The following is a 16,720-nucleotide window of genomic DNA, read 5'->3' on the forward strand; positions in this document are numbered from 1 at the left end:
CGACCCTCATGGATTTTGGCGGCAACAGTGACCTAGAAGACGGAAGCCAACGAACAAGCGCGATGAAGCCTATCAACTTTTGCGGAATGCGCGCTATCTCGCAGCCGAGCGAGTTCAATCCGGCGAGACCCATGCCGCTACAACCCTCTCCCGCAAACGCCGAGCCGCTGAGAAGCTTCATGCTCAACTTCGGGCCGGTGCATCCGGCCGCGCATGGCGTGCTTCGGCTGATCCTGGAGCTCGACGGGGAGGTCGTTCTACGGGCGGATCCCCATATCGGCTTTTTGCATCGCGGCACCGAAAAACTGATGGAGAGCCGGCCCTATTTGCAATCCATTCCCTATTTCGACCGATTGGATTACGTCGCGCCGATGAACCAGGAGCACGCATTTTGTTTGGCGGTCGAAAAGCTATTGGAGATAACGCCGCCCAAACGCGCGCAGCTCATTCGCGTTCTGTACTGCGAGATCGGCAGGCTGCTGTCGCATCTCCTGAACATCACCACGCAAGCCTCGGATGTCGGCGCACTGACGCCCAATCTCTGGGGCTTCGAGGAACGCGAGAAGCTCATGGTTTTCTATGAGCGGGCCTCCGGCGCGCGGATGCATGCGAATTATTTCCGCTTCGGCGGCGTTCACGAGGATTTGCCCGAAAAGCTTTTGGACGACATCTATGCTTTCTGCCCGCCGTTCCTGCAGGTTTGCGACGACCTCGATGAAATTCTGGGTGAGAACCGGGTTTTCAAAGAACGTAATGTCGGCATTGGCGCGATCACGCTCGACGAAGCCTGGGCGTGCGGCTTCTCCGGCGTGATGGTCCGCGCATGCGGCGCGCCCTGGGATCTTCGCAAGGCTCAGCCCTATGAATGCTACGAGGAGCTCGAATTCGACATCCCCGTCGGAGCTAACGGCGATTGCTATGATCGCTACGGCGTGCGGATGGAAGAGATGCGCCAGTCCGTGCGCATCATGACGCAATGTATCGAGAGATTGCAATCGCCGGAGGGCTATGGCCCCATCATCGTACAGGACGGCAAGATCGCGCCGCCCAGGCGCAACGCCATGAAACGATCCATGGAAGCGACGATCGAGCAATTCAAGCTCTATTCGGAAGGCGTCCACGTTCCAGCCGGCGAGGTTTACGCCGCCGTCGAAGCGCCCAAAGGCGAATTCGGCGTCTATCTTGTTTCGGAAGGCGGCAACCAGCCCTACAGATGTAAGATACGAGCCCCTTCTTTCGCCAACCTCGAAGCCATGGACCGCCTTGCCACCGGCCATATGCTGGCCGATGTCTCGGCTATCGTCGGTTCGCTCGATATCGTGTTCGGCGAGATCGATCGTTAGGCATTCTATAGACGAGGCTCTGCGACTGTGAAGCTGATATGCGAGCGCCGTCATTGCGAGGAGCGAAGCGACGAAGCAATCCAGGGCCGCAATGGCGCTCTGGTTTGCTTCGTTCCGCTCGCGATGACGGACGCCAACCGCAAGCTAACGCTTGCTCATTCGCCGCACAGCTTCCCTTTTTAGCCAATCCCATGAAGCGACGGCGTGGGGTTGCGCCCATCTTAAAAATGTAACAGCGCTTTTCAGCCCCAAGCGTCCAGCGGTTCTCGCCAGCGCGACCGCTTTGTCGAACCAGGGCAGAAGAGCGCTCTCCCGCGGAATTTTCGCTCTCATCCAGGCGATCGCATCTTCGATGATCTGCACTAGGGCAAGCGACGCCACGCGCCAGGGCCGCTCGTACGGCCCATGCTCGATCGTATGGCGCAGACGCGCGATTTCCTCGGCGCGCGCCGCGCTCTTGCGGCGCTCCTCGTCGAGTTCGCGCAAAAGTTCGTTGGCGCGCGCCGCTTCACACTCGGCGCGTTCGTCAGTCTCCTTCGCCATTTTGGCGTTGTGGTGGGATTCGACCAGCGCCTCGTCAACCTCCCGCACCGCTTCATCGACCTGCAGCGCCATGGCCTCATATTGCGAAAGCACCGTGTCGCGCTGCTCCATTACGTCGCGCAGAAGCGCTAGCAATTCCTCGCGCCCGAGCTTCTCATGTTCACGCTCGAAGCTACCTTTGGGAGTAGGCTGATCCGACAGCGTCGCCTCCGCGTGGTTTCCGCGGGCGTCGCGAGAGCGGCGCCGACCGAAGCAGTTCCTTATCTAATTCAGGCCAATTCGGCTTCCAGGCAGCCCGCGAAGAAGCGAAGCGACGCTTGGTTCTTTCCGGCCTCTCGAGCTTGAACTAGGATGGCGCAAAGTGTGATCCGACGAGCCGACAAAGGGAGCCGTGAGATGACAAGCTGGGCCAAGATCCTGATGGCAAGCACATGTGTGGGCCTCGCAACGCCATGCGTCGCTCAGGAATCGCCCAAGCAAGTCCTCGCGGCGCATTTGCGCACGCAGGGCTATAAATGCGATGCGCCCAAAAGCGCGACCCGCGACGCCGCCGCATCCCGGCCAGACGAGGCGGTGTGGATCATAAGGTGCGAAAACGCGCGTTACCGGGTTCGTCTGGTCCCGGATATGGCTGCGAGCGTCGAATCTTTTTAGGCGCGGCCGTGGGCTTTATTTCGTATCAGGAATAGGCGGCGCCGGACAGCGCCGCTTGTTTCGAGGCCGCGATTTGCGTCGTGAGCGCATCGTCGAAATCGCGCTGCTCGATACGCAGCGCGCCGACATCGACGGCTTGCGTTCCGCCGGTCGGGTAAATGCGACGGATGGCGCTCATTGCGGCGCGATCACATAAAAAGCGCACTTCGGCGGCCGACATGCCTTCGGCCGCTTGGGCGAGCGCGTCGAGATCGACGCGCGCGTCGACCGGCTTTTTGCGCAAATGCACAGCAAGGATGGCGGCGCGCGCCGAGAGATCGGGCCGCGTCACCTCCAAGTGGAAATCGAGCCTGCCCGGCCGGAGCAATGCGTCGTCGATAATATCTAGACGGTTCGTCGCGCCGATCACCCAAACCTGCTTCAACGTCTCGACACCATCGAGCTCGGTGAGCAACTGGCTCACGACGCGGTCCGTTACCGGCGACCGGCCGTCCAGGCCGCGTTTGGGCGCCAGGGAGTCGATTTCATCCAGAAACACCACGCAAGGCGCCGCATGACGCGCGCGCGCAAAAAGCTCGCGGACGGCCAATTCGGACTCGCCGATATATTTCGACAAGAGTTCGGGCCCCTTCACGGAAATGAAGTTCAAATTGCTCTGAGAGGCGAGCGCTTTCGCAATCAGCGTCTTTCCGTTTCCGGGCGGGCCATAGAGCAATATCCCGCGCGGCGGCTGCAAGCCGATCGCCTCGAAGAGCTGCGGCTGGCTCACCGGCCAGGCGATCGCCTCCTTCAACGCTTCCTTGATCGCATCGAGTCCGCCGACATCCTGCCATTCGACATTGGGCGTCTCCACCGCCACTTCGCGCAAGCCGGAGGGCGACACCTCGCTCATCGCTTCGGCGAAATCCGCCATAATGACCTCCAGCGTCATCAGCGCGTCATAGGCCATAGGGCTGTCCCCCAGCGTCAATGCGGGAAGCTGGCGACGCAGCGCCGCCATGGCCGCCTCCCGGCAAAGCGCATTCAAATCGGCGCCGGTGAATCCATGCGTCGTCGCTGCGAGATCGGCAAGATCGATGTCGATCCCAAGCGGCATGCCCCGCGCGTAAATCTCGAGGATTTCGCGCCGCGCCTGCTCATTGGGAATCCCGATGGCGATCTCCCTGTCGAATCTTCCGGGCCGCCGCAATGCGGGATCGAGGCTGTTGGGACGGTTCGTCGCCGCCATGACGATAACGTCGCCGCGGCTCTTCAACCCGTCCATGAGCGCGAGCAATTGGGCGACGACGCGCTTTTCCACTTCGCCTTCCACCCGCTCGCGCTTAGGAGCGAGGGAATCGATTTCATCGAAGAAAATGATGCAGGGCGCGCGCTTCTGCGCATCCTCGAAAATCTTGCGCAGTCGCGCCTCGCTCTCCCCGTAGAACTTTTGAATGATCTCGGGGCCGCTGACGTAAATGAAATCCGCATCCGACTCGTTTGCGACCGCGCGCCCCAGAAGCGTCTTGCCGCAACCGGGAAGGCCGTGCAGCAAAACGCCTTTCGGCGGCGTTATGCCGAGCCGTTCGAAGAGTTCTGGATGAAGCAGCGGCAGCTCCACCATCTCGCGGATCTTAGCGACCTCGCGCTCCATGCCGCCCAAATCGTCGTAAGTGATGATGTCATCGGACTCCGAGGGCGCGGCGGAAGAAGAGGACGTCGACCGCGGGCGCTCCAGCGACAGCAACGTATCCGGGTGAACGATGACGGGCCCATCCGGCTCCGTTCGGCCGACGAGGAAATCACGATGCGTTCCGCCGAAAAGCGCGATCCGCACACGGTCGCCGGTGCGGATGGCGAGACCATCCAGCCGGCGCGCGGTATGTTCGATTTCGTCTTCGTGCAAAGCCCCGGCGCCGAGCGGAGTCACCACGAGCTTTTGCGCGATCGCGTGAGCAACTTTCCGGATCGTGACCATTTGGCCCAGCGCCACGCCGGCGTTGGTGCGGCACACGCCGTCGAGCTGAATAAGATGCTGCCCTCTCTGTTCCTTGAAGGTCGGCATCGCCTTGGCGACGGTCTTCCCCCGGCCCGCAATTTCGAGAACTTCTCCGGGAGCGGCGCCAATCTGGCGCAATGTCTCCGGATCGAGCCGCGCCACGCCGCGTCCAACATCTTCACGCCGCGCCTCGACCACGGTGAGACGCAGGATTCCGTCGCCTTGCTTGGCTTTCTCGATCATGGGACGCTCGCCTCACATTCCGGGTTGTTCCTGGCCGTGCGGCAAATCGCTTCGGATCGCCACATAGTCGACTTTGATGCGCGCTGGCAGAAATCGGGCGACCCGATGCAGCGCGCCGATGAAAAGGACTCCGACCTCCGCCTCGCCGAGCGTCTGATCGATGCGTTCGGCGATAAAGCGGTCGCGGGCGTCGAGAAGCGCCGAAGCCTTTGCGTCCGTCCGATCCGGCGATTGCATCAGCTTATATTCATCGACCAGCAGCGCCGGCGATTCCGTGCCCATGAGAGTCGCGCCGCCCCGCATGAGGCTTTCGAGAAGTTGATGGTTGGGACTTCCCTGCGCCGCAAGGTCCGTCACCAATTCACGCTCTTTATCGCAGACCGGCAGGCTGTCCTGGTAGAGCTTGACGCGCGGGAGATCGAGGCGCAACGCCTTGATCGCCTCTGCGATGGAGCGCCAAATCGCATCGAAGGCCGCACAGCGCTCCGCCCATTTGGCGGCGCCATGGCGGGCGATGAATGCGGCCTTATATGCGGGCGCGGCGGCGCCCATCTCAGCCATGCTGTGAAGGACAGGCACGTAGATCAATCGCGCCATGACACAACGCGCTCCCCTGACGCACGCAACGCTAGGATTGCTTGGCGAGCCGCACTTCGAGAACGCCATTCCGCAGATTGAGTTGCGGAGCGTTCCCCGCAAGCTTTTCCTCGATGAAGGTTTCCTTGCGATAGAGCCGCACGCCCGATTTCGCTTCGAGAAGCAGAATGTCGCCGTCGAGAATGCAGCGAATATCCTTGCGCTCGACGCCGGGAAGCTCGAAAAGGAACACCAGCTCGTTTCCTTCGTCGAACATATCCGTCACCGGTTCGAGCATCTCGACAGTCGTTCGTTTCGCCGCGCGGCGCCGCGGTTGTTCCGGCGCCGGCGCCTCTTCCTCCGCCGCCACGCGCCCTTCGGCCGCCTCGCGAAGCGTGCGCGCGCCGAAGGAATATTCCATCACGCGGCCATCCTTTTCATGGCGTCCCCGTCGCGGAAGATTGTCGAAGTCAGCCAGCACATTGAACAGGTTCGACAGGCCCCGCGCGATCTTCTCGAGCCCGGCGACGCCAGTGACGTCCTCGTTGTCGTTTCGGTCTTTCCGCGTCATGGATGCGCCTCCCCTGCTTTGCTTGGCGCCGCGACAAGGGCGCACAGCGCCTCCTCCAGCCTTTCCATTCGCTGCTCGATCGCGCCGAGCTTGGCCTCGCCGTCCGACGCGCCGAGGCGGGCGCCATTGTGGTTCCACCAATCGAGCCCGAGTTCGCGCGCCTTGTCGACCGAGCAGACCACGAGCCTCAACTGAATAGTGAGGAGCTCGACCTCGACCAGCTTAATGGAAATATCGCCGGCGACCACGACGCCTTTGTCGAGAATGCGCTCCAACAAATCCGCGAGATTGGTGCTATCGACCGAATGCGTGATGGGTTGATGCATCGTTGACATGAACGGTCCTTTCACGGCGCGCTGTCGGAGACGCCAAACTGCAGCGAAAGCTCTCTCTCCGAGAAGCCGAATTGCCGTTGCAGACGCGTGATTTCCTGCGCCTGCGCGAAAAGCGCGGCGCCCAGTCGCTCGATCTGCGCATCCGACAGGCGTCCCCCTTCCATCCGCCGCACCGCCTGGCGCTCGAGGACATCATGAAGAACTCGCACGAGCGTGAGCACGAGCCGCAGAAGACCATCGGCGGTCGAGCGGCCTGAGCCCTCCGGCTTTCGCTCGATTGCGCTCGCGATGCGATCCTCTTGCGGCAACTGAATTGGATCGGCGGGAGATACGCTCCGCGGCGCGTGAGGTTCCGTGAGTGCGCCGGACGGCGTCACGGACCCGGGAGGCAATTTTGGTTCGATGATCGATTGCGCCGGAGCGCCGTCCGGCCAAATCGTGTCGACGGCCCCGAGCAAGAGTCTCACGTCGAGAAAGATGAGGTCCACATCGGCAAGACCAATGGTCAGATTGCCTTGCGCCGAGACGCCGCGATGCAGCAGGCGATCGAGCGCTTCCGAGAGCGAGAGATCGCGCTGCGGCGCACTCAAATTAGCCATGCCGCGATCAGGAATTGACATCGGCGGCGCCCTTCCCATGCAGGCTATCAAGGCGCGTCAGCAATTTTCCCTCGCGCGCGTCGAACTCCGCTTCGGTCAGCGCGCCAGTTTCGAGCGCACGGTAAAGTTCCGATAGCTCCGCCATGATGGCGCGCTCCTCCGCCTCCCGCTCCTGTCGAGCGGCTTCGTCGATCTTTTCCAAAACGAACAGCAGCCCACGCATCGGAGCGGCCAGCAAATCATCGATCAGCAGCATGGCGCCGCCCCTTTCGATCTGAATCCGGTGCGTTTGGCCCAAAGTTCGCCCTGCGCGTCGCGTTTCCGGATCTGACCTTGAAAATCTTGCTCAGAACGAAGCCGACGCTTTTCGTCACGATCTTCACGGCGTCATCGAGGATGAACATCGCCCTAACTCTCGCGCGGCGCGAATTGCACGAAATTATGCGGCGGCCATGGGCCGGCGATGTTGAACGCAATATCTTCCTCGATCTCCGCCGCCGAGGCCTGCACAGCCCGCTCGAAATCCTCTAACCCTGCCCTGGGAACGAGCGCGGCCAAATTCGCAATCTCTCTATCGTTGCGAACCGGCAAAGAGACGACTTCGAGGCATGCGTCGCCCAAGACCGAGATCACCTGAGCCGATTGTGCTTCCCGATAGCGCCGAAACGCCTCGTCCACCATTTGACCCAGACGCACTCTGGCCTCATGCGACGGCGGGCGGCTGCCGACATAGGTTCGGTCACGAGCGGCCTGCAACGCCGGGTGGCGCGCAACCAGATAAGCGACGGGATCGGCGGCTTCAATATTCAGCCGCACGCCCATTTCCACAGCGCCGGAAACTCTTTCCAACTGGCTGACGAGCCGGTCGCGTTGCCCGTCGAGAAACCGCCTCAGATCGTTTTCCGATTTCGCGATTGTGCCGAAGGCCATCGGCAGCAGATCGAATTTCGCGTTGAGCGCGGTGAGCACGCGCTGCGCTGCGGCGAGATTGCGCCTTTCGGCCCGCAGAGCGCCCACGGGACAATCGCTAACGATCGCGTTCAAGGGGCCCGAGCCCACAAGAAAGGTCGTACGATCGAGAACGCCCTGCAGGGGCGGCGGATCGTTGTCGTTGCTCGTCACCGCATAGACATAGAGGCCCATCGATCTTCCTCCCCCGCCAACGACCCGAAGTCACGAACCAACGAAATAAGAAAGGATTCAAATCTCTTCTTCTTCGATATGACCATAGGCCCGGACCGTTAAATCCTCGTCGAGCTCGACGGAGTAAGTTTCTCTTTCGAGCACTTCTTGCGTCAGCGGCAAGCCGAGCATCTTCACTTCAAGGTTCGGCACGAGAATTTCGGCTTCGGCGCTCCAACCGCCGTCGCCGTGCCGGATCGGCGCGATCTTGGTGATGCGCAGTTCCTTTGCGCCGAGTTCGGTCGTGAGAAACTGTTGAACAGCCGCACGGGCGCCCGACAATTTACCGCCGAGAGGCGCCGCGGGCGCTGCAGGCGCCGGTTTCGTTTTGGGCGCCGACGACGCGGGAGGCGGCGGCGCTGGAGGCGGCGGCGCGGCGTTGGAGGAACTCTGTTCGGAGCCGATGTGAGTCTTAGGCGGCATTGGATCATTCTCCGTGAACTGGCGTTGAACCTGCGCCACTCAATAAGTGAAGGAAAAGCGCTTCGACGCCTGCCGCATGCCGATCGGCGACTTGCGAACCGCTGCGACGGGATGGGCCGGCGGCGCCGTTCCATTCATCTTTGCCGTAATTTCCCCGATTTCCTTGTCGATTTCGCGAAATCTCGCCTGTATGGCGTCGGAACGGTCGGTCGCCGCTCTCAGCTCCATCGAGCGCCGCGCGCGTTCGAGTTCGAGGAAGCTCATCCGCAGATAGGCCTTGTGCGCGGGGACGCTTTTGTCATTGCGCCCGGTCAAGGTTCGCAGATCGTTCAGGCCGCGGGATGGCTGTCGATGCATCGCCATGTCGCCTTCTCCCAGCTCAAAAATGCACAGAGTGATTGGCCGGGCCTTGCGCATGCATGCGCTGCGCGCGTTCGAGCGCTTCCAGCTCGAATTGCAGCAACAGCTCGTCGACGACGTCGGCGGTAAATTCTGCGGGCTTGGCGGAATTTTGAGACCCGCGACCAAGGATATCCCGGCACGCCCAGCGGAAGACCGGATTGGAGACGCTGGCCTCGCCGCCGCGCGCCGCCAGCACGCGGGCGATGGCGATCGATGCGCGCAAGGTCGGATAATGCGGGTCCGATCCCTGACGGCGGCACAAGCGAACGAAGTCGACCACCTTTTCCGCGCGTGCCTGATCGACTCCGCCTTTTTTCGCAGCAATCGCAACCTCGGTATCGCGGTCATAGTGATCGAAATAAAGTGTGATCATGCGATCGAGCAAAGCGTCCTGCGCGCGATAGACGCCCGCATATTCAACCGGATTCGACGTGAAGATGGCGCGAAAATGTGGATGCACCTTGATGTATCCCTCGCCGCGCCCATGCAGACCCGGAACATTGAGGACGCCTTCCGACAATATGCTCAGGAAGGGGTTGTTCGCCTCCGGCTTGCTACGGTTGAACTCGTCATAAATGATCGTATGACCGAGACGGCAGGCGGTGGTGATGCGATTGTCGGTCCACAGCGCGCGTCCCTCTTCCTGCAGCTTCACGACGGAAGAAATATAATTATCGACCACGCGCGATCTGCGATATCCACTCTCGCGTCCGATCAGATCGGAGCTGCCGAACTCGTGATCGCCATGGAGCAAAATGCTCGGACGGCCGAGCTGCGCAGCGACATGAAACGCCAGCGTGGTTTTGCCGCTGCCCGCCGGCCCCGAAAAATGCACGGCATATCCGGCGTCGAGATAGGCGAGCGCACGATCCGCAATCTCCTGAACCGCCGGCGAGCTGACGAAAGCGTCGCTCGGTCCGAGCGCGATGGAGCCGTCGTCGTCGGAGAAATCCTCGGCGTCCTGACCTAGGCTGGCGAGTGCTATCGCGCTCATGACGTGACCTTTCCCAAAATGCGCTGAACTGCCGTGCGCGTTCGCGTGGCGGAGATGAGAAGAGGAAGCCAGATGGCTATTGGCGCCGTGGCTTCCGAATTCGGTTGGAGGGCCCGCACTCCCTTAATGGTGAGCGGACGCTTTTCCGTGCCAGATCGCAGCGGCGTGCTTGCGGTCGCGCGCATATTCCAAGAAAGAGCGGTGCAAGGACGACGCTCGATCGTGATTGGCCTTCGCGAAGGATGCGAGAAGGGCGGCGACGCCGTTCGTCAGATCGCGCATGAACGCATCGGCCTTTTCGTGATAGGCCTTGCTTTCGCGTGCGCGGTTCGACTTCAGACCATTCAGAGTCGCGCGGACTTCATTGCTGCGCGCCACGGTCGCTCTTCGGAGCTGCGCCGCCTGGTCGCGACCCGATCTGATCCTCGCGGCCTTCAGATTATCCAGAAGCGCCTCGATGTCCTTGTGGCGATTTATTGCGGCGTCCTTGATCCGTTCGGCAAGCTCTTCCCGTGAGTGCCGGCCCGAGTCGATGCCGCTTTTGACGCGCGAATATCCTTCCGACAACTTCGCCATGATCCAATCCTCCATCAGAAGTTTCCAAACTGCCGGAAGGGCGGGTTTATAAAACACGCCCTTCCAGCGATGGCGGATAGACTTAGGCGGGGGCCGCCGCGGAAGCGGTCAGGCCGACAGCTTCGGCGTATTTCAGGTAGGTCTCGACCGAGGCCACCACAACGCGCGCTTCGATAGTGATCAGCTCGATGCCGACGAGCGAGACCTTGACCCAGGCGTCGATCACGATGCCCTTGTCGAGGATGCGGTCGACAACTTCGCCGAGGCTTGACGAGTCCACAGATTTTTGAACGCGTGCCATGAAGCTTCTCCATTCTTAAAAGCGCTTTGAGCACTTTGCGAACACACCGAAGAGAACTCATCATTCCCCCGGCCGAGTTGAATAGAGCAACCGCGGCGCCAGAGGGGCCGGTAAGCTGACAAATCGATTTCAGGCTTATATTTCATTGCTTTTCAATTTTGCGCGTTCGCATGGTTTCGAGTATCGCATTGGCAGGTCGGGCGTCGGCGCCCGGGTCCAGGGCGGCGTTACCCTTTGGCGCCCTTGCTCACAGCCGCCGCGATTGCGTCGATTTGAAAAGGTTTCGCGAGGAAACCGTCGATCGTCGACGCCCGCATCGCATCGAGGATGCCGGCGTCGTCCGCGAGGAAATATCCCGAGATCAGGATGACGCTCATGGCGGGGCGTATGATGCGGAAGCGCGCGCTCAGACGGAACCCGTCCATATCGGGCAAACGCGCGTCCACGAAAGCGATCGGGAAGGTTTGCTGACTGATCAAGCCGAGCGCTTCCTGCGCGCTATTGGCGGTAACCGCCATCCAATCGATCCGGCTCAAAGCGGCTTCGAGCACCCAGCACATGTCTTGATCGTCGTCCACGACGAGCGCTGTTTTCGGCGCGAGGCAAGCGGGGAAAGGAGTCAATGCGTCGAACCCTCCAGAGAGCCATTCCGCTCAAGACGCCTCGCGCGCTGCAGGGATGCGAACGGCGAATGTCGTCCCCATGCCCAAGGCCGTCCGCACGCTCACGTCGCCGCCATGCTGGCGAACGATGGAATGCGACACCGACAGACCGAGGCCTGAACGTCTGCTATCCGAGCGAGTCGTAAAAAACGGATCAAAAATCTTCCTCAAATGCGCCTCGGGAATACCGGGGCCGCTATCGCCGATCTCGACGATCACTTCTTTGCCGTCGCGGCGCACGTCGATTGTCAACACGCCGCCATTCGGCATCGCCTGGAATGCGTTGAGCATAAGATTGATGAAAACGAGCTCCAAAAGGTTTTGCACGCCTTCGGCGCAAATATCAGCGGTCTCCGCTGGCGGGTTCCACTCATATCGCGTGCCGACCGCCGCTTCGCCGGCAGCGAACATCAGGGCGTTCTTCAGCATATTCACGACGTTGACCTGCGTCGTTTCGGTGATCGGCTGCGGCCGGGCGAAACGAAGCAGACTTTCGACCACGAGCGATGCGCGATCGATGCCGCCGATCACCTTGTCGATACATTCGCCGAGCAGAATGGGCGAGCCCATTCTATTTCTCATGAGCTGCGCCGCGGCGGAGCTGACCCCGAGGGGATTGCGAATCTCATGCGCGATTCCGCCGATGACAATGCCCAACGCCGCAAGCTTCTCGCCCTGATGGATTTGAGCTTCCATCGCGCGCTGCTCCACGAGGCTGCGGCCAACCACGACGACGCCCGTCACGTCGCCGGTATGGCTGGTCATCCGCGATAAGCGCCAGGAGACTGGTATCGTCTCGCCGCTCTTGCAGCGCATCGGCCACTCGATCGAGTGGCAGTCGTCGATTTCGCTGATGCCCCGGAAGCAGGATTCGACTTCCTGTTGATGCGGTTCCTCGAAATGACCGGACAATTCGGAGCCGCGAACTTCGCCCTCCGCATAGCCGGTCGATTTTTCCGCGGCTGTATTCCAGGTCATGATGGCGCCGTGCGAGTCCGTCGAGATGATCAGATCGCCGGCGCTCTCGACGACGCTCGCAAGATGCAACTGCATACGCCGCACCTCCTCCCCGAGCTGCAAGAGATCCGTCACATCGTCCATGACGAGGATGACGCCGCGCGAGCCGCCCTGGAGCTGCAAGGGACAAATGCTGTAGGAATAAGTTCGCAGAGCGACGCCGGGCGCACGATAGGTCATCCGGCGGCGTCTAAGCGTTTTTCCCGACCCGATGACTTCGCGTATCTGCTGATCCAGGGGCGTATCCTGGAACGCCGCCGGGAAAATTTCCTGCAGGCGTTTTCCAAGTGTCGTATGCAAGCTTCCATGCGACTTTTCGAGAAAGTTGCTGTTCACCGTTCTGACGATGAGGCTTTCGTCGAGAATGAGAATCGAGGAAGGGATCGTATCCATCACTGCATGGAAAAAGCTTTCGTGATCGAGCGTGTCTAGAAACATCGGCTTCTCGAAAGGTTTGTGTGGCCGAAGATCTGCAAGAAGAGATTGTTTCTTTGCGCCAGCGACGTTTTTGCGCGTCCCCGAACGGCCGCGATCTCAATTCGCGGAATGAAGCGGCGGACGGTCCAGCGGCGGCCGAAAACTGAAAGGCGGCCAAGGCCCCGAGAGAGTCAGTTCGACGCTCTCGGCCCCAAGCCGGTTGTTGAGTTCCGCAACGCGCCGGCTCAAAGCGGCGGCGTTTTCCTTGGGGACGAGAAACGCATGGCGCGCGACCAGATCGGTCCCATCGAGATTGCGGTTGCGTCGCCCCGCCGTCAGCGGCTCGAGCTCCTGCACCAGCCGATCGGCGACGGCCGCCGCTTCCGCGCGGCCGAAGTCGCGCAGCGATTCTTTATCTCGGCACAGGCGCATGTAGCGGATGCCGCTCGTCAGCGACGCCCACTCCGGCCACGCCTTGCGCGCGAGTTGATCCAGAATTGCCGGATCATCGAGACGCGCCGCCGCGCGAAGCTCCCACTCCTCTTTATCGGACGCATCGAGAAGGAAACGCGCGATCGTCGCCTCATGCGCGGCCATGAAGGCGCCCAGACTCTCGATGCTCGTGTAAAGCGTTCCAAAAGGGACGGGAAATACTGGCGAGAATTGCATCGCCCACGCCAGAATTTCCGCGTGGCGGCGAACGCGCGGCGCCAGCCACGAAACGTCGGTCAAATGACGCTCCGCATCGACGCCGCAGAAGTCCGCGATCGGGACAAGGTCGACGATCGCAGCGACGGCGCCGGCGCGATGCAGCCGCAAGGCGCGCCCCTCCGGCGCAGGCAATCGCTCGGCAGAGATGCGATCGGGGTCGACGAAGGCAATGAGAGAGATCGCCGGCTCGATCGACCCTGAAATGCCGCCGTCCGTTTCGGGTTGATCCGGCGTCCTCATTGCCGGAGGTCTCCGCCCTCTCCTTCCAGTTTTTTCAGCTTCAAGCGGTATGTCTTGTAATCGACGCCGAGCAGCCGCGCGGCTTCCGCCTTATTGCCCTTTGCGCGATTGAGCGCGTCGAGCACGGCGTCGCGTTCGACCGCCCGCACCTGGTAGCGCATCTGATCGCGCAAAGGCGCGGCGGCGGCCATTTGCGTTTGCGAGGGGGGCAGCGGCGCGCGATTGAGGCGATCGGCGATATGCGCGGCGGAGACGGCGTCCGCCGACGTCAGCGCCGCGCGCCGCATCACATTGCGCAATTCTCTCACATTGCCGGGCCAATGATGCGCCTGCAACAGCTCGAGCGCCTTCGCGTCGATGTCGATCGGCGCCTGTCCCAGACAGTCACGCGCCTGCACCAGAAAGCGCTCCGCGAGAAAAGGCACGTCCTCCGGGCGCGCGCGCAAGGGCGGCACCGAGATCACATATTCGGCGAGACGATAGTAGAGGTCTTCGCGAAAGTCTCCCGCCTCGGCGCGCTCTTTGAGGGCGTCATTCGTGGCGGCAATGACGCGAACGTCGAGGCTGATTTGTTCGCTGCCGCCCACGCGATGGATCGTGCGCGCTTCGAGCGCGCGCAGAAGCGCCTTTTGTCCGGCGATCGAGAGATTGCCGATCTCGTCGAGGAAGATCGTCCCCCCCTTGGCCGCGGCCTCGAAGCACCCACAATGGCGTGCGGCTGCGCCCGTGAACGCCCCCTTCTCATGACCGAAAAATTCGCTGTTGATGAGGGATTCGGCGATCGCGCCGCAGTCGACGACAATGAACGGCTTGGCGACGCGGCCGCTGTGCCGATGCAGGCTTTGCGCGACGATCTCCTTGCCGCTTCCGGTCTCGCCCTGAACGACGACCGAGTAGTCGGAGCGGGCGACCGCTTCAATCTCATCGGCGAGCTTTTGGATGGCGGCGCTTTTCCCCATGAGGCCGAATATGTCAGCGCGCACATTTTCGGCGCTCTGCTTGTGAAGCGCCGCTCGCCGGGCGACAGCCCGCTTCACGACATCGACGAACTGATCGTTGCGAAACGGCTTGGTGAGATATTCGAACGCGCCTTCTTTGATGGCGTTGATCGCGCCGGTGATCGTGCCGTAAGCCGTGGCGATGACGATGGGGAGGCGCCGGTCGCGTTGCAATAATCGGCGCAAAACCTCCTCGCCGCCAATACCGGACATGCGCATATCGAGAACAACCGCGTCTGGCGGATGGCGCGACGCCAATTCGAGACCTGGCTCGCCGGCTTGCGCTTCCATCACGTCAAATCCGGCGTCCACCAATATGCTGCGCATTGCCCAGCGCATATCGTGATCGTCGTCGATCAGCAGGACCGAGCTTCGATTGCGCGTCAACATGATAGAGCCAATCATTTTTGAGGCTGGCGGGCCAAAGCGCCCGCCAGCACGTGCAATCTCAGAGCTGAAGCGAGCTTAGTCTACCAACGCGTCCAACTTCATTGATTACTGTCAAGTTCGCTACTTATTCCTCCTGGAGCCCCAATAAAAGTAAATACGGCGTTAGCATTTCGAGCAAATTGTAGCGATTACGCTTGATGTTTACATTCACACATATCTTTCTTTGCTGAAATGACAGTCGCCCGCGCGAGAATATGACTGTTCAATGACGCTGTGCGCGGCGCCGCGAGCCCTTGAAGGCGAACATCAATTTGCTGGCAAGATTGTTGCGTGCGCGCGATTGCGCAGCCGCGTCGCGCGCAACTTGTTACAAAAACGCCAAATGCAAGGGGAGGATACATGGCGGACGAGAAGGTCACGGTGGAGCAACTGCCAAATGGCAAATGGGCCTGTTTTCTCCATCTGGCGGGCCATGACGAGCCCATCAATCTGGGCCGGGAATTCAAGAACGACGAACAGGCCGAAAACTGGCTGAATGTTTCGGAGTCCGTCACCGCCATCGAGATGATGGTGCGGAAACACAAGAAATAGCCACTCGAACGCCCCGTGCTCGCATTCGGCCCGGGGCGTCTCTCACTCGTGTTGCGCTCGCGGGGCTCCCTGCCCGCCGATAATATTTGCGCGGATCGCCAGCCGTAAGCTCGTCCCGGCGTCGTTCAGTCCTCGGCGGAGCCTTCCTTTGATGCCCCCCTTCGTTATGGAAGAACAGGCGCGGCCGCCCCATCTTCCTCGGCAGAAGCCGGGAGGCGCCCCCATGCATTTCAGCGATGCGCAATATCTGCCTATAGCGGCGCCGGCCTTCGCCCTGCTGGCGGGCGTCGTCGTCGTGCTCGTCATTCTCGTCGAGCTGCGCATTCTCAAATACGCCTATATGCAATTGGGCGTCAGCTCCGGAACCGCCGTCTTCCTGCTCCTGGCCTCGCTGCTCGGCAGCTATATCAATATTCCGGTGGCGACGCTCGGGAGCGAGCCGATCATCGATGCGCGCGAGGTCGTCTACTACGGCGTTCCCTATGTCGTGCCGAGATTTGTCGAGGAGCCGCAAGTCATTCTTGCGGTGAATGTCGGCGGCGCCGTCATCCCGACCGTGCTGTCGATCTTCCTGCTGTCGCGAAACGCCATCTGGATCAGGGGCGCCCTTGCGGTCGCCTGCGTCGCTGCGATCAGCTATGCTTTAGCAGAGCCGGTGCGCGGCGTCGGCATCGCGCTGCCAATCTTCGTCGCCCCGCTGGCGGCGACGATCATTGCAGCGATCATCTCCTGGCGCCATCTTGCGCCGCTCGCCTATGCAAGCGGGAGCCTCGGCGTTCTGGTCGGCGCGGATCTATTGAATTTTGACAAGCTCGCAGGCCTCGGCACGCCCGTGCTGTCGATCGGCGGGGCCGGCACATTCGATGGAATTTTCCTGACCGGCGTGCTCTCGGTTCTGCTCGCGAGCCTGATCGGGGGCCGCACGCAAAGCGCCGTACAGGCTTCCTGAAGGCGAAAGTGAAAGTGACGACGTC

General features: G+C 61.3%; 20 protein-coding genes. 3 read left to right on the plus strand and 17 right to left on the minus strand.

Going from position 1 to position 16,720, the window contains the following annotated elements:
* Positions 1 to 131 precede the first annotated feature (131 nt).
* Entirely contained in the window at positions 132 to 1,343 is a 1,212-nt protein-coding gene (locus JJT62_RS14380; RefSeq protein WP_202073463.1) for an NADH-quinone oxidoreductase subunit D, read from the plus strand.
* A gap of 144 nt (positions 1,344 to 1,487) precedes the next feature.
* Here JJT62_RS14380 and JJT62_RS14385 read toward each other — a convergent pair whose 3' ends face one another.
* The 17 genes from JJT62_RS14385 to JJT62_RS14465 form a co-directional block, all read right to left on the minus strand.
* Positions 1,488 to 2,021 (minus strand): hypothetical protein, encoded by a 534-nt coding sequence (locus JJT62_RS14385; RefSeq protein ID WP_202073464.1) that lies wholly within the window; start codon positions 2,019 to 2,021, stop codon positions 1,488 to 1,490.
* A gap of 544 nt (positions 2,022 to 2,565) precedes the next feature.
* Positions 2,566 to 4,761, minus strand: a complete 2,196-nt coding sequence (locus tag JJT62_RS14390) for a CDC48 family AAA ATPase (protein WP_202073465.1) — start codon at positions 4,759 to 4,761, stop codon at positions 2,566 to 2,568.
* A 12-nt stretch (positions 4,762 to 4,773) separates the two neighbouring features.
* The gene (locus JJT62_RS14395) at positions 4,774 to 5,358 is read right to left on the minus strand and encodes a hypothetical protein (RefSeq protein WP_202073466.1); all 585 of its coding nucleotides are present in this window, start codon (positions 5,356 to 5,358) and stop codon (positions 4,774 to 4,776) included.
* 31 nt (positions 5,359 to 5,389) lie between these two features.
* A complete protein-coding gene (locus tag JJT62_RS14400) occupies positions 5,390 to 5,908 on the minus strand; it encodes an Hsp20/alpha crystallin family protein (RefSeq protein ID WP_202073467.1) in 519 nt (172 codons plus the stop codon).
* Positions 5,905 to 6,243, minus strand: coding sequence for a gas vesicle protein (locus tag JJT62_RS14405; protein WP_202073468.1), 339 nt, complete (start codon positions 6,241 to 6,243; stop codon positions 5,905 to 5,907). Before JJT62_RS14405 ends, JJT62_RS14400 begins: the two co-directional genes overlap by 4 nt.
* An 11-nt stretch (positions 6,244 to 6,254) precedes the next feature.
* Positions 6,255 to 6,842, minus strand: a complete 588-nt coding sequence (gene gvpJ, locus JJT62_RS14410) for a gas vesicle protein GvpJ (protein ID WP_202073469.1) — start codon at positions 6,840 to 6,842, stop codon at positions 6,255 to 6,257.
* Positions 6,843 to 6,849: 7 nt separating this feature from the next.
* Entirely contained in the window at positions 6,850 to 7,098 is a 249-nt protein-coding gene (locus JJT62_RS14415) for a gas vesicle protein GvpG (protein ID WP_202073470.1), read from the minus strand.
* A 152-nt stretch (positions 7,099 to 7,250) separates the two neighbouring features.
* The gene (locus tag JJT62_RS14420) at positions 7,251 to 7,985 is read right to left on the minus strand and encodes a GvpL/GvpF family gas vesicle protein (protein WP_202073471.1); all 735 of its coding nucleotides are present in this window, start codon (positions 7,983 to 7,985) and stop codon (positions 7,251 to 7,253) included.
* Positions 7,986 to 8,042: 57 nt separating this feature from the next.
* Complete coding sequence (locus JJT62_RS14425; RefSeq protein ID WP_202073472.1) at positions 8,043 to 8,447, minus strand: hypothetical protein; 405 nt, start codon at positions 8,445 to 8,447, stop codon at positions 8,043 to 8,045.
* A 39-nt stretch (positions 8,448 to 8,486) separates the two neighbouring features.
* Complete coding sequence (locus JJT62_RS14430) at positions 8,487 to 8,810, minus strand: hypothetical protein (RefSeq protein WP_202073473.1); 324 nt, start codon at positions 8,808 to 8,810, stop codon at positions 8,487 to 8,489.
* 16 nt (positions 8,811 to 8,826) lie between these two features.
* Complete coding sequence (gvpN, locus tag JJT62_RS14435) at positions 8,827 to 9,843, minus strand: gas vesicle protein GvpN (protein ID WP_202073474.1); 1,017 nt, start codon at positions 9,841 to 9,843, stop codon at positions 8,827 to 8,829.
* A 123-nt stretch (positions 9,844 to 9,966) separates the two neighbouring features.
* The gene (locus JJT62_RS14440) at positions 9,967 to 10,419 is read right to left on the minus strand and encodes a hypothetical protein (protein ID WP_202073475.1); all 453 of its coding nucleotides are present in this window, start codon (positions 10,417 to 10,419) and stop codon (positions 9,967 to 9,969) included.
* An 82-nt stretch (positions 10,420 to 10,501) separates the two neighbouring features.
* Entirely contained in the window at positions 10,502 to 10,720 is a 219-nt protein-coding gene (gene gvpA / locus JJT62_RS14445) for a gas vesicle structural protein GvpA (RefSeq protein WP_165053833.1), read from the minus strand.
* A 227-nt stretch (positions 10,721 to 10,947) separates the two neighbouring features.
* Entirely contained in the window at positions 10,948 to 11,343 is a 396-nt protein-coding gene (locus JJT62_RS14450) for a response regulator (RefSeq protein ID WP_210340678.1), read from the minus strand.
* Positions 11,344 to 11,373: 30 nt separating this feature from the next.
* Positions 11,374 to 12,837: an ATP-binding protein gene (locus JJT62_RS14455; protein ID WP_202073477.1), complete on the minus strand. Its 1,464-nt coding sequence runs from the start codon at positions 12,835 to 12,837 to the stop codon at positions 11,374 to 11,376.
* A gap of 96 nt (positions 12,838 to 12,933) precedes the next feature.
* Positions 12,934 to 13,767 carry a GvpL/GvpF family gas vesicle protein gene (locus JJT62_RS14460; RefSeq protein WP_202073478.1) on the minus strand — a complete coding sequence of 278 codons (834 nt, stop codon included), beginning with the start codon at positions 13,765 to 13,767 and terminating at the stop codon, positions 12,934 to 12,936.
* A complete protein-coding gene (locus tag JJT62_RS14465) occupies positions 13,764 to 15,155 on the minus strand; it encodes a sigma-54 dependent transcriptional regulator (protein WP_202073479.1) in 1,392 nt (463 codons plus the stop codon). Before JJT62_RS14465 ends, JJT62_RS14460 begins: the two co-directional genes overlap by 4 nt.
* A 399-nt stretch (positions 15,156 to 15,554) precedes the next feature.
* Between JJT62_RS14465 and JJT62_RS14470 the strand changes: the two genes are divergently transcribed.
* Together JJT62_RS14470 and JJT62_RS14475 are read left to right on the plus strand one after the other, a co-directional pair.
* Positions 15,555 to 15,746 carry a hypothetical protein gene (locus tag JJT62_RS14470; RefSeq protein ID WP_165053818.1) on the plus strand — a complete coding sequence of 64 codons (192 nt, stop codon included), beginning with the start codon at positions 15,555 to 15,557 and terminating at the stop codon, positions 15,744 to 15,746.
* A 223-nt stretch (positions 15,747 to 15,969) separates the two neighbouring features.
* On the plus strand, positions 15,970 to 16,695 hold the full coding sequence (locus tag JJT62_RS14475) for a DUF1614 domain-containing protein (RefSeq protein ID WP_202073480.1): 726 nt from the start codon (positions 15,970 to 15,972) through the stop codon (positions 16,693 to 16,695).
* The last annotated feature ends 25 nt before the right edge of the window (positions 16,696 to 16,720 follow it).

Origin of the sequence: Methylocystis sp. Sn-Cys (assembly GCF_016745395.1) — a bacterium.
In the GTDB taxonomy this organism is placed as follows: domain Bacteria; phylum Pseudomonadota; class Alphaproteobacteria; order Rhizobiales; family Beijerinckiaceae; genus Methylocystis; species Methylocystis iwaonis.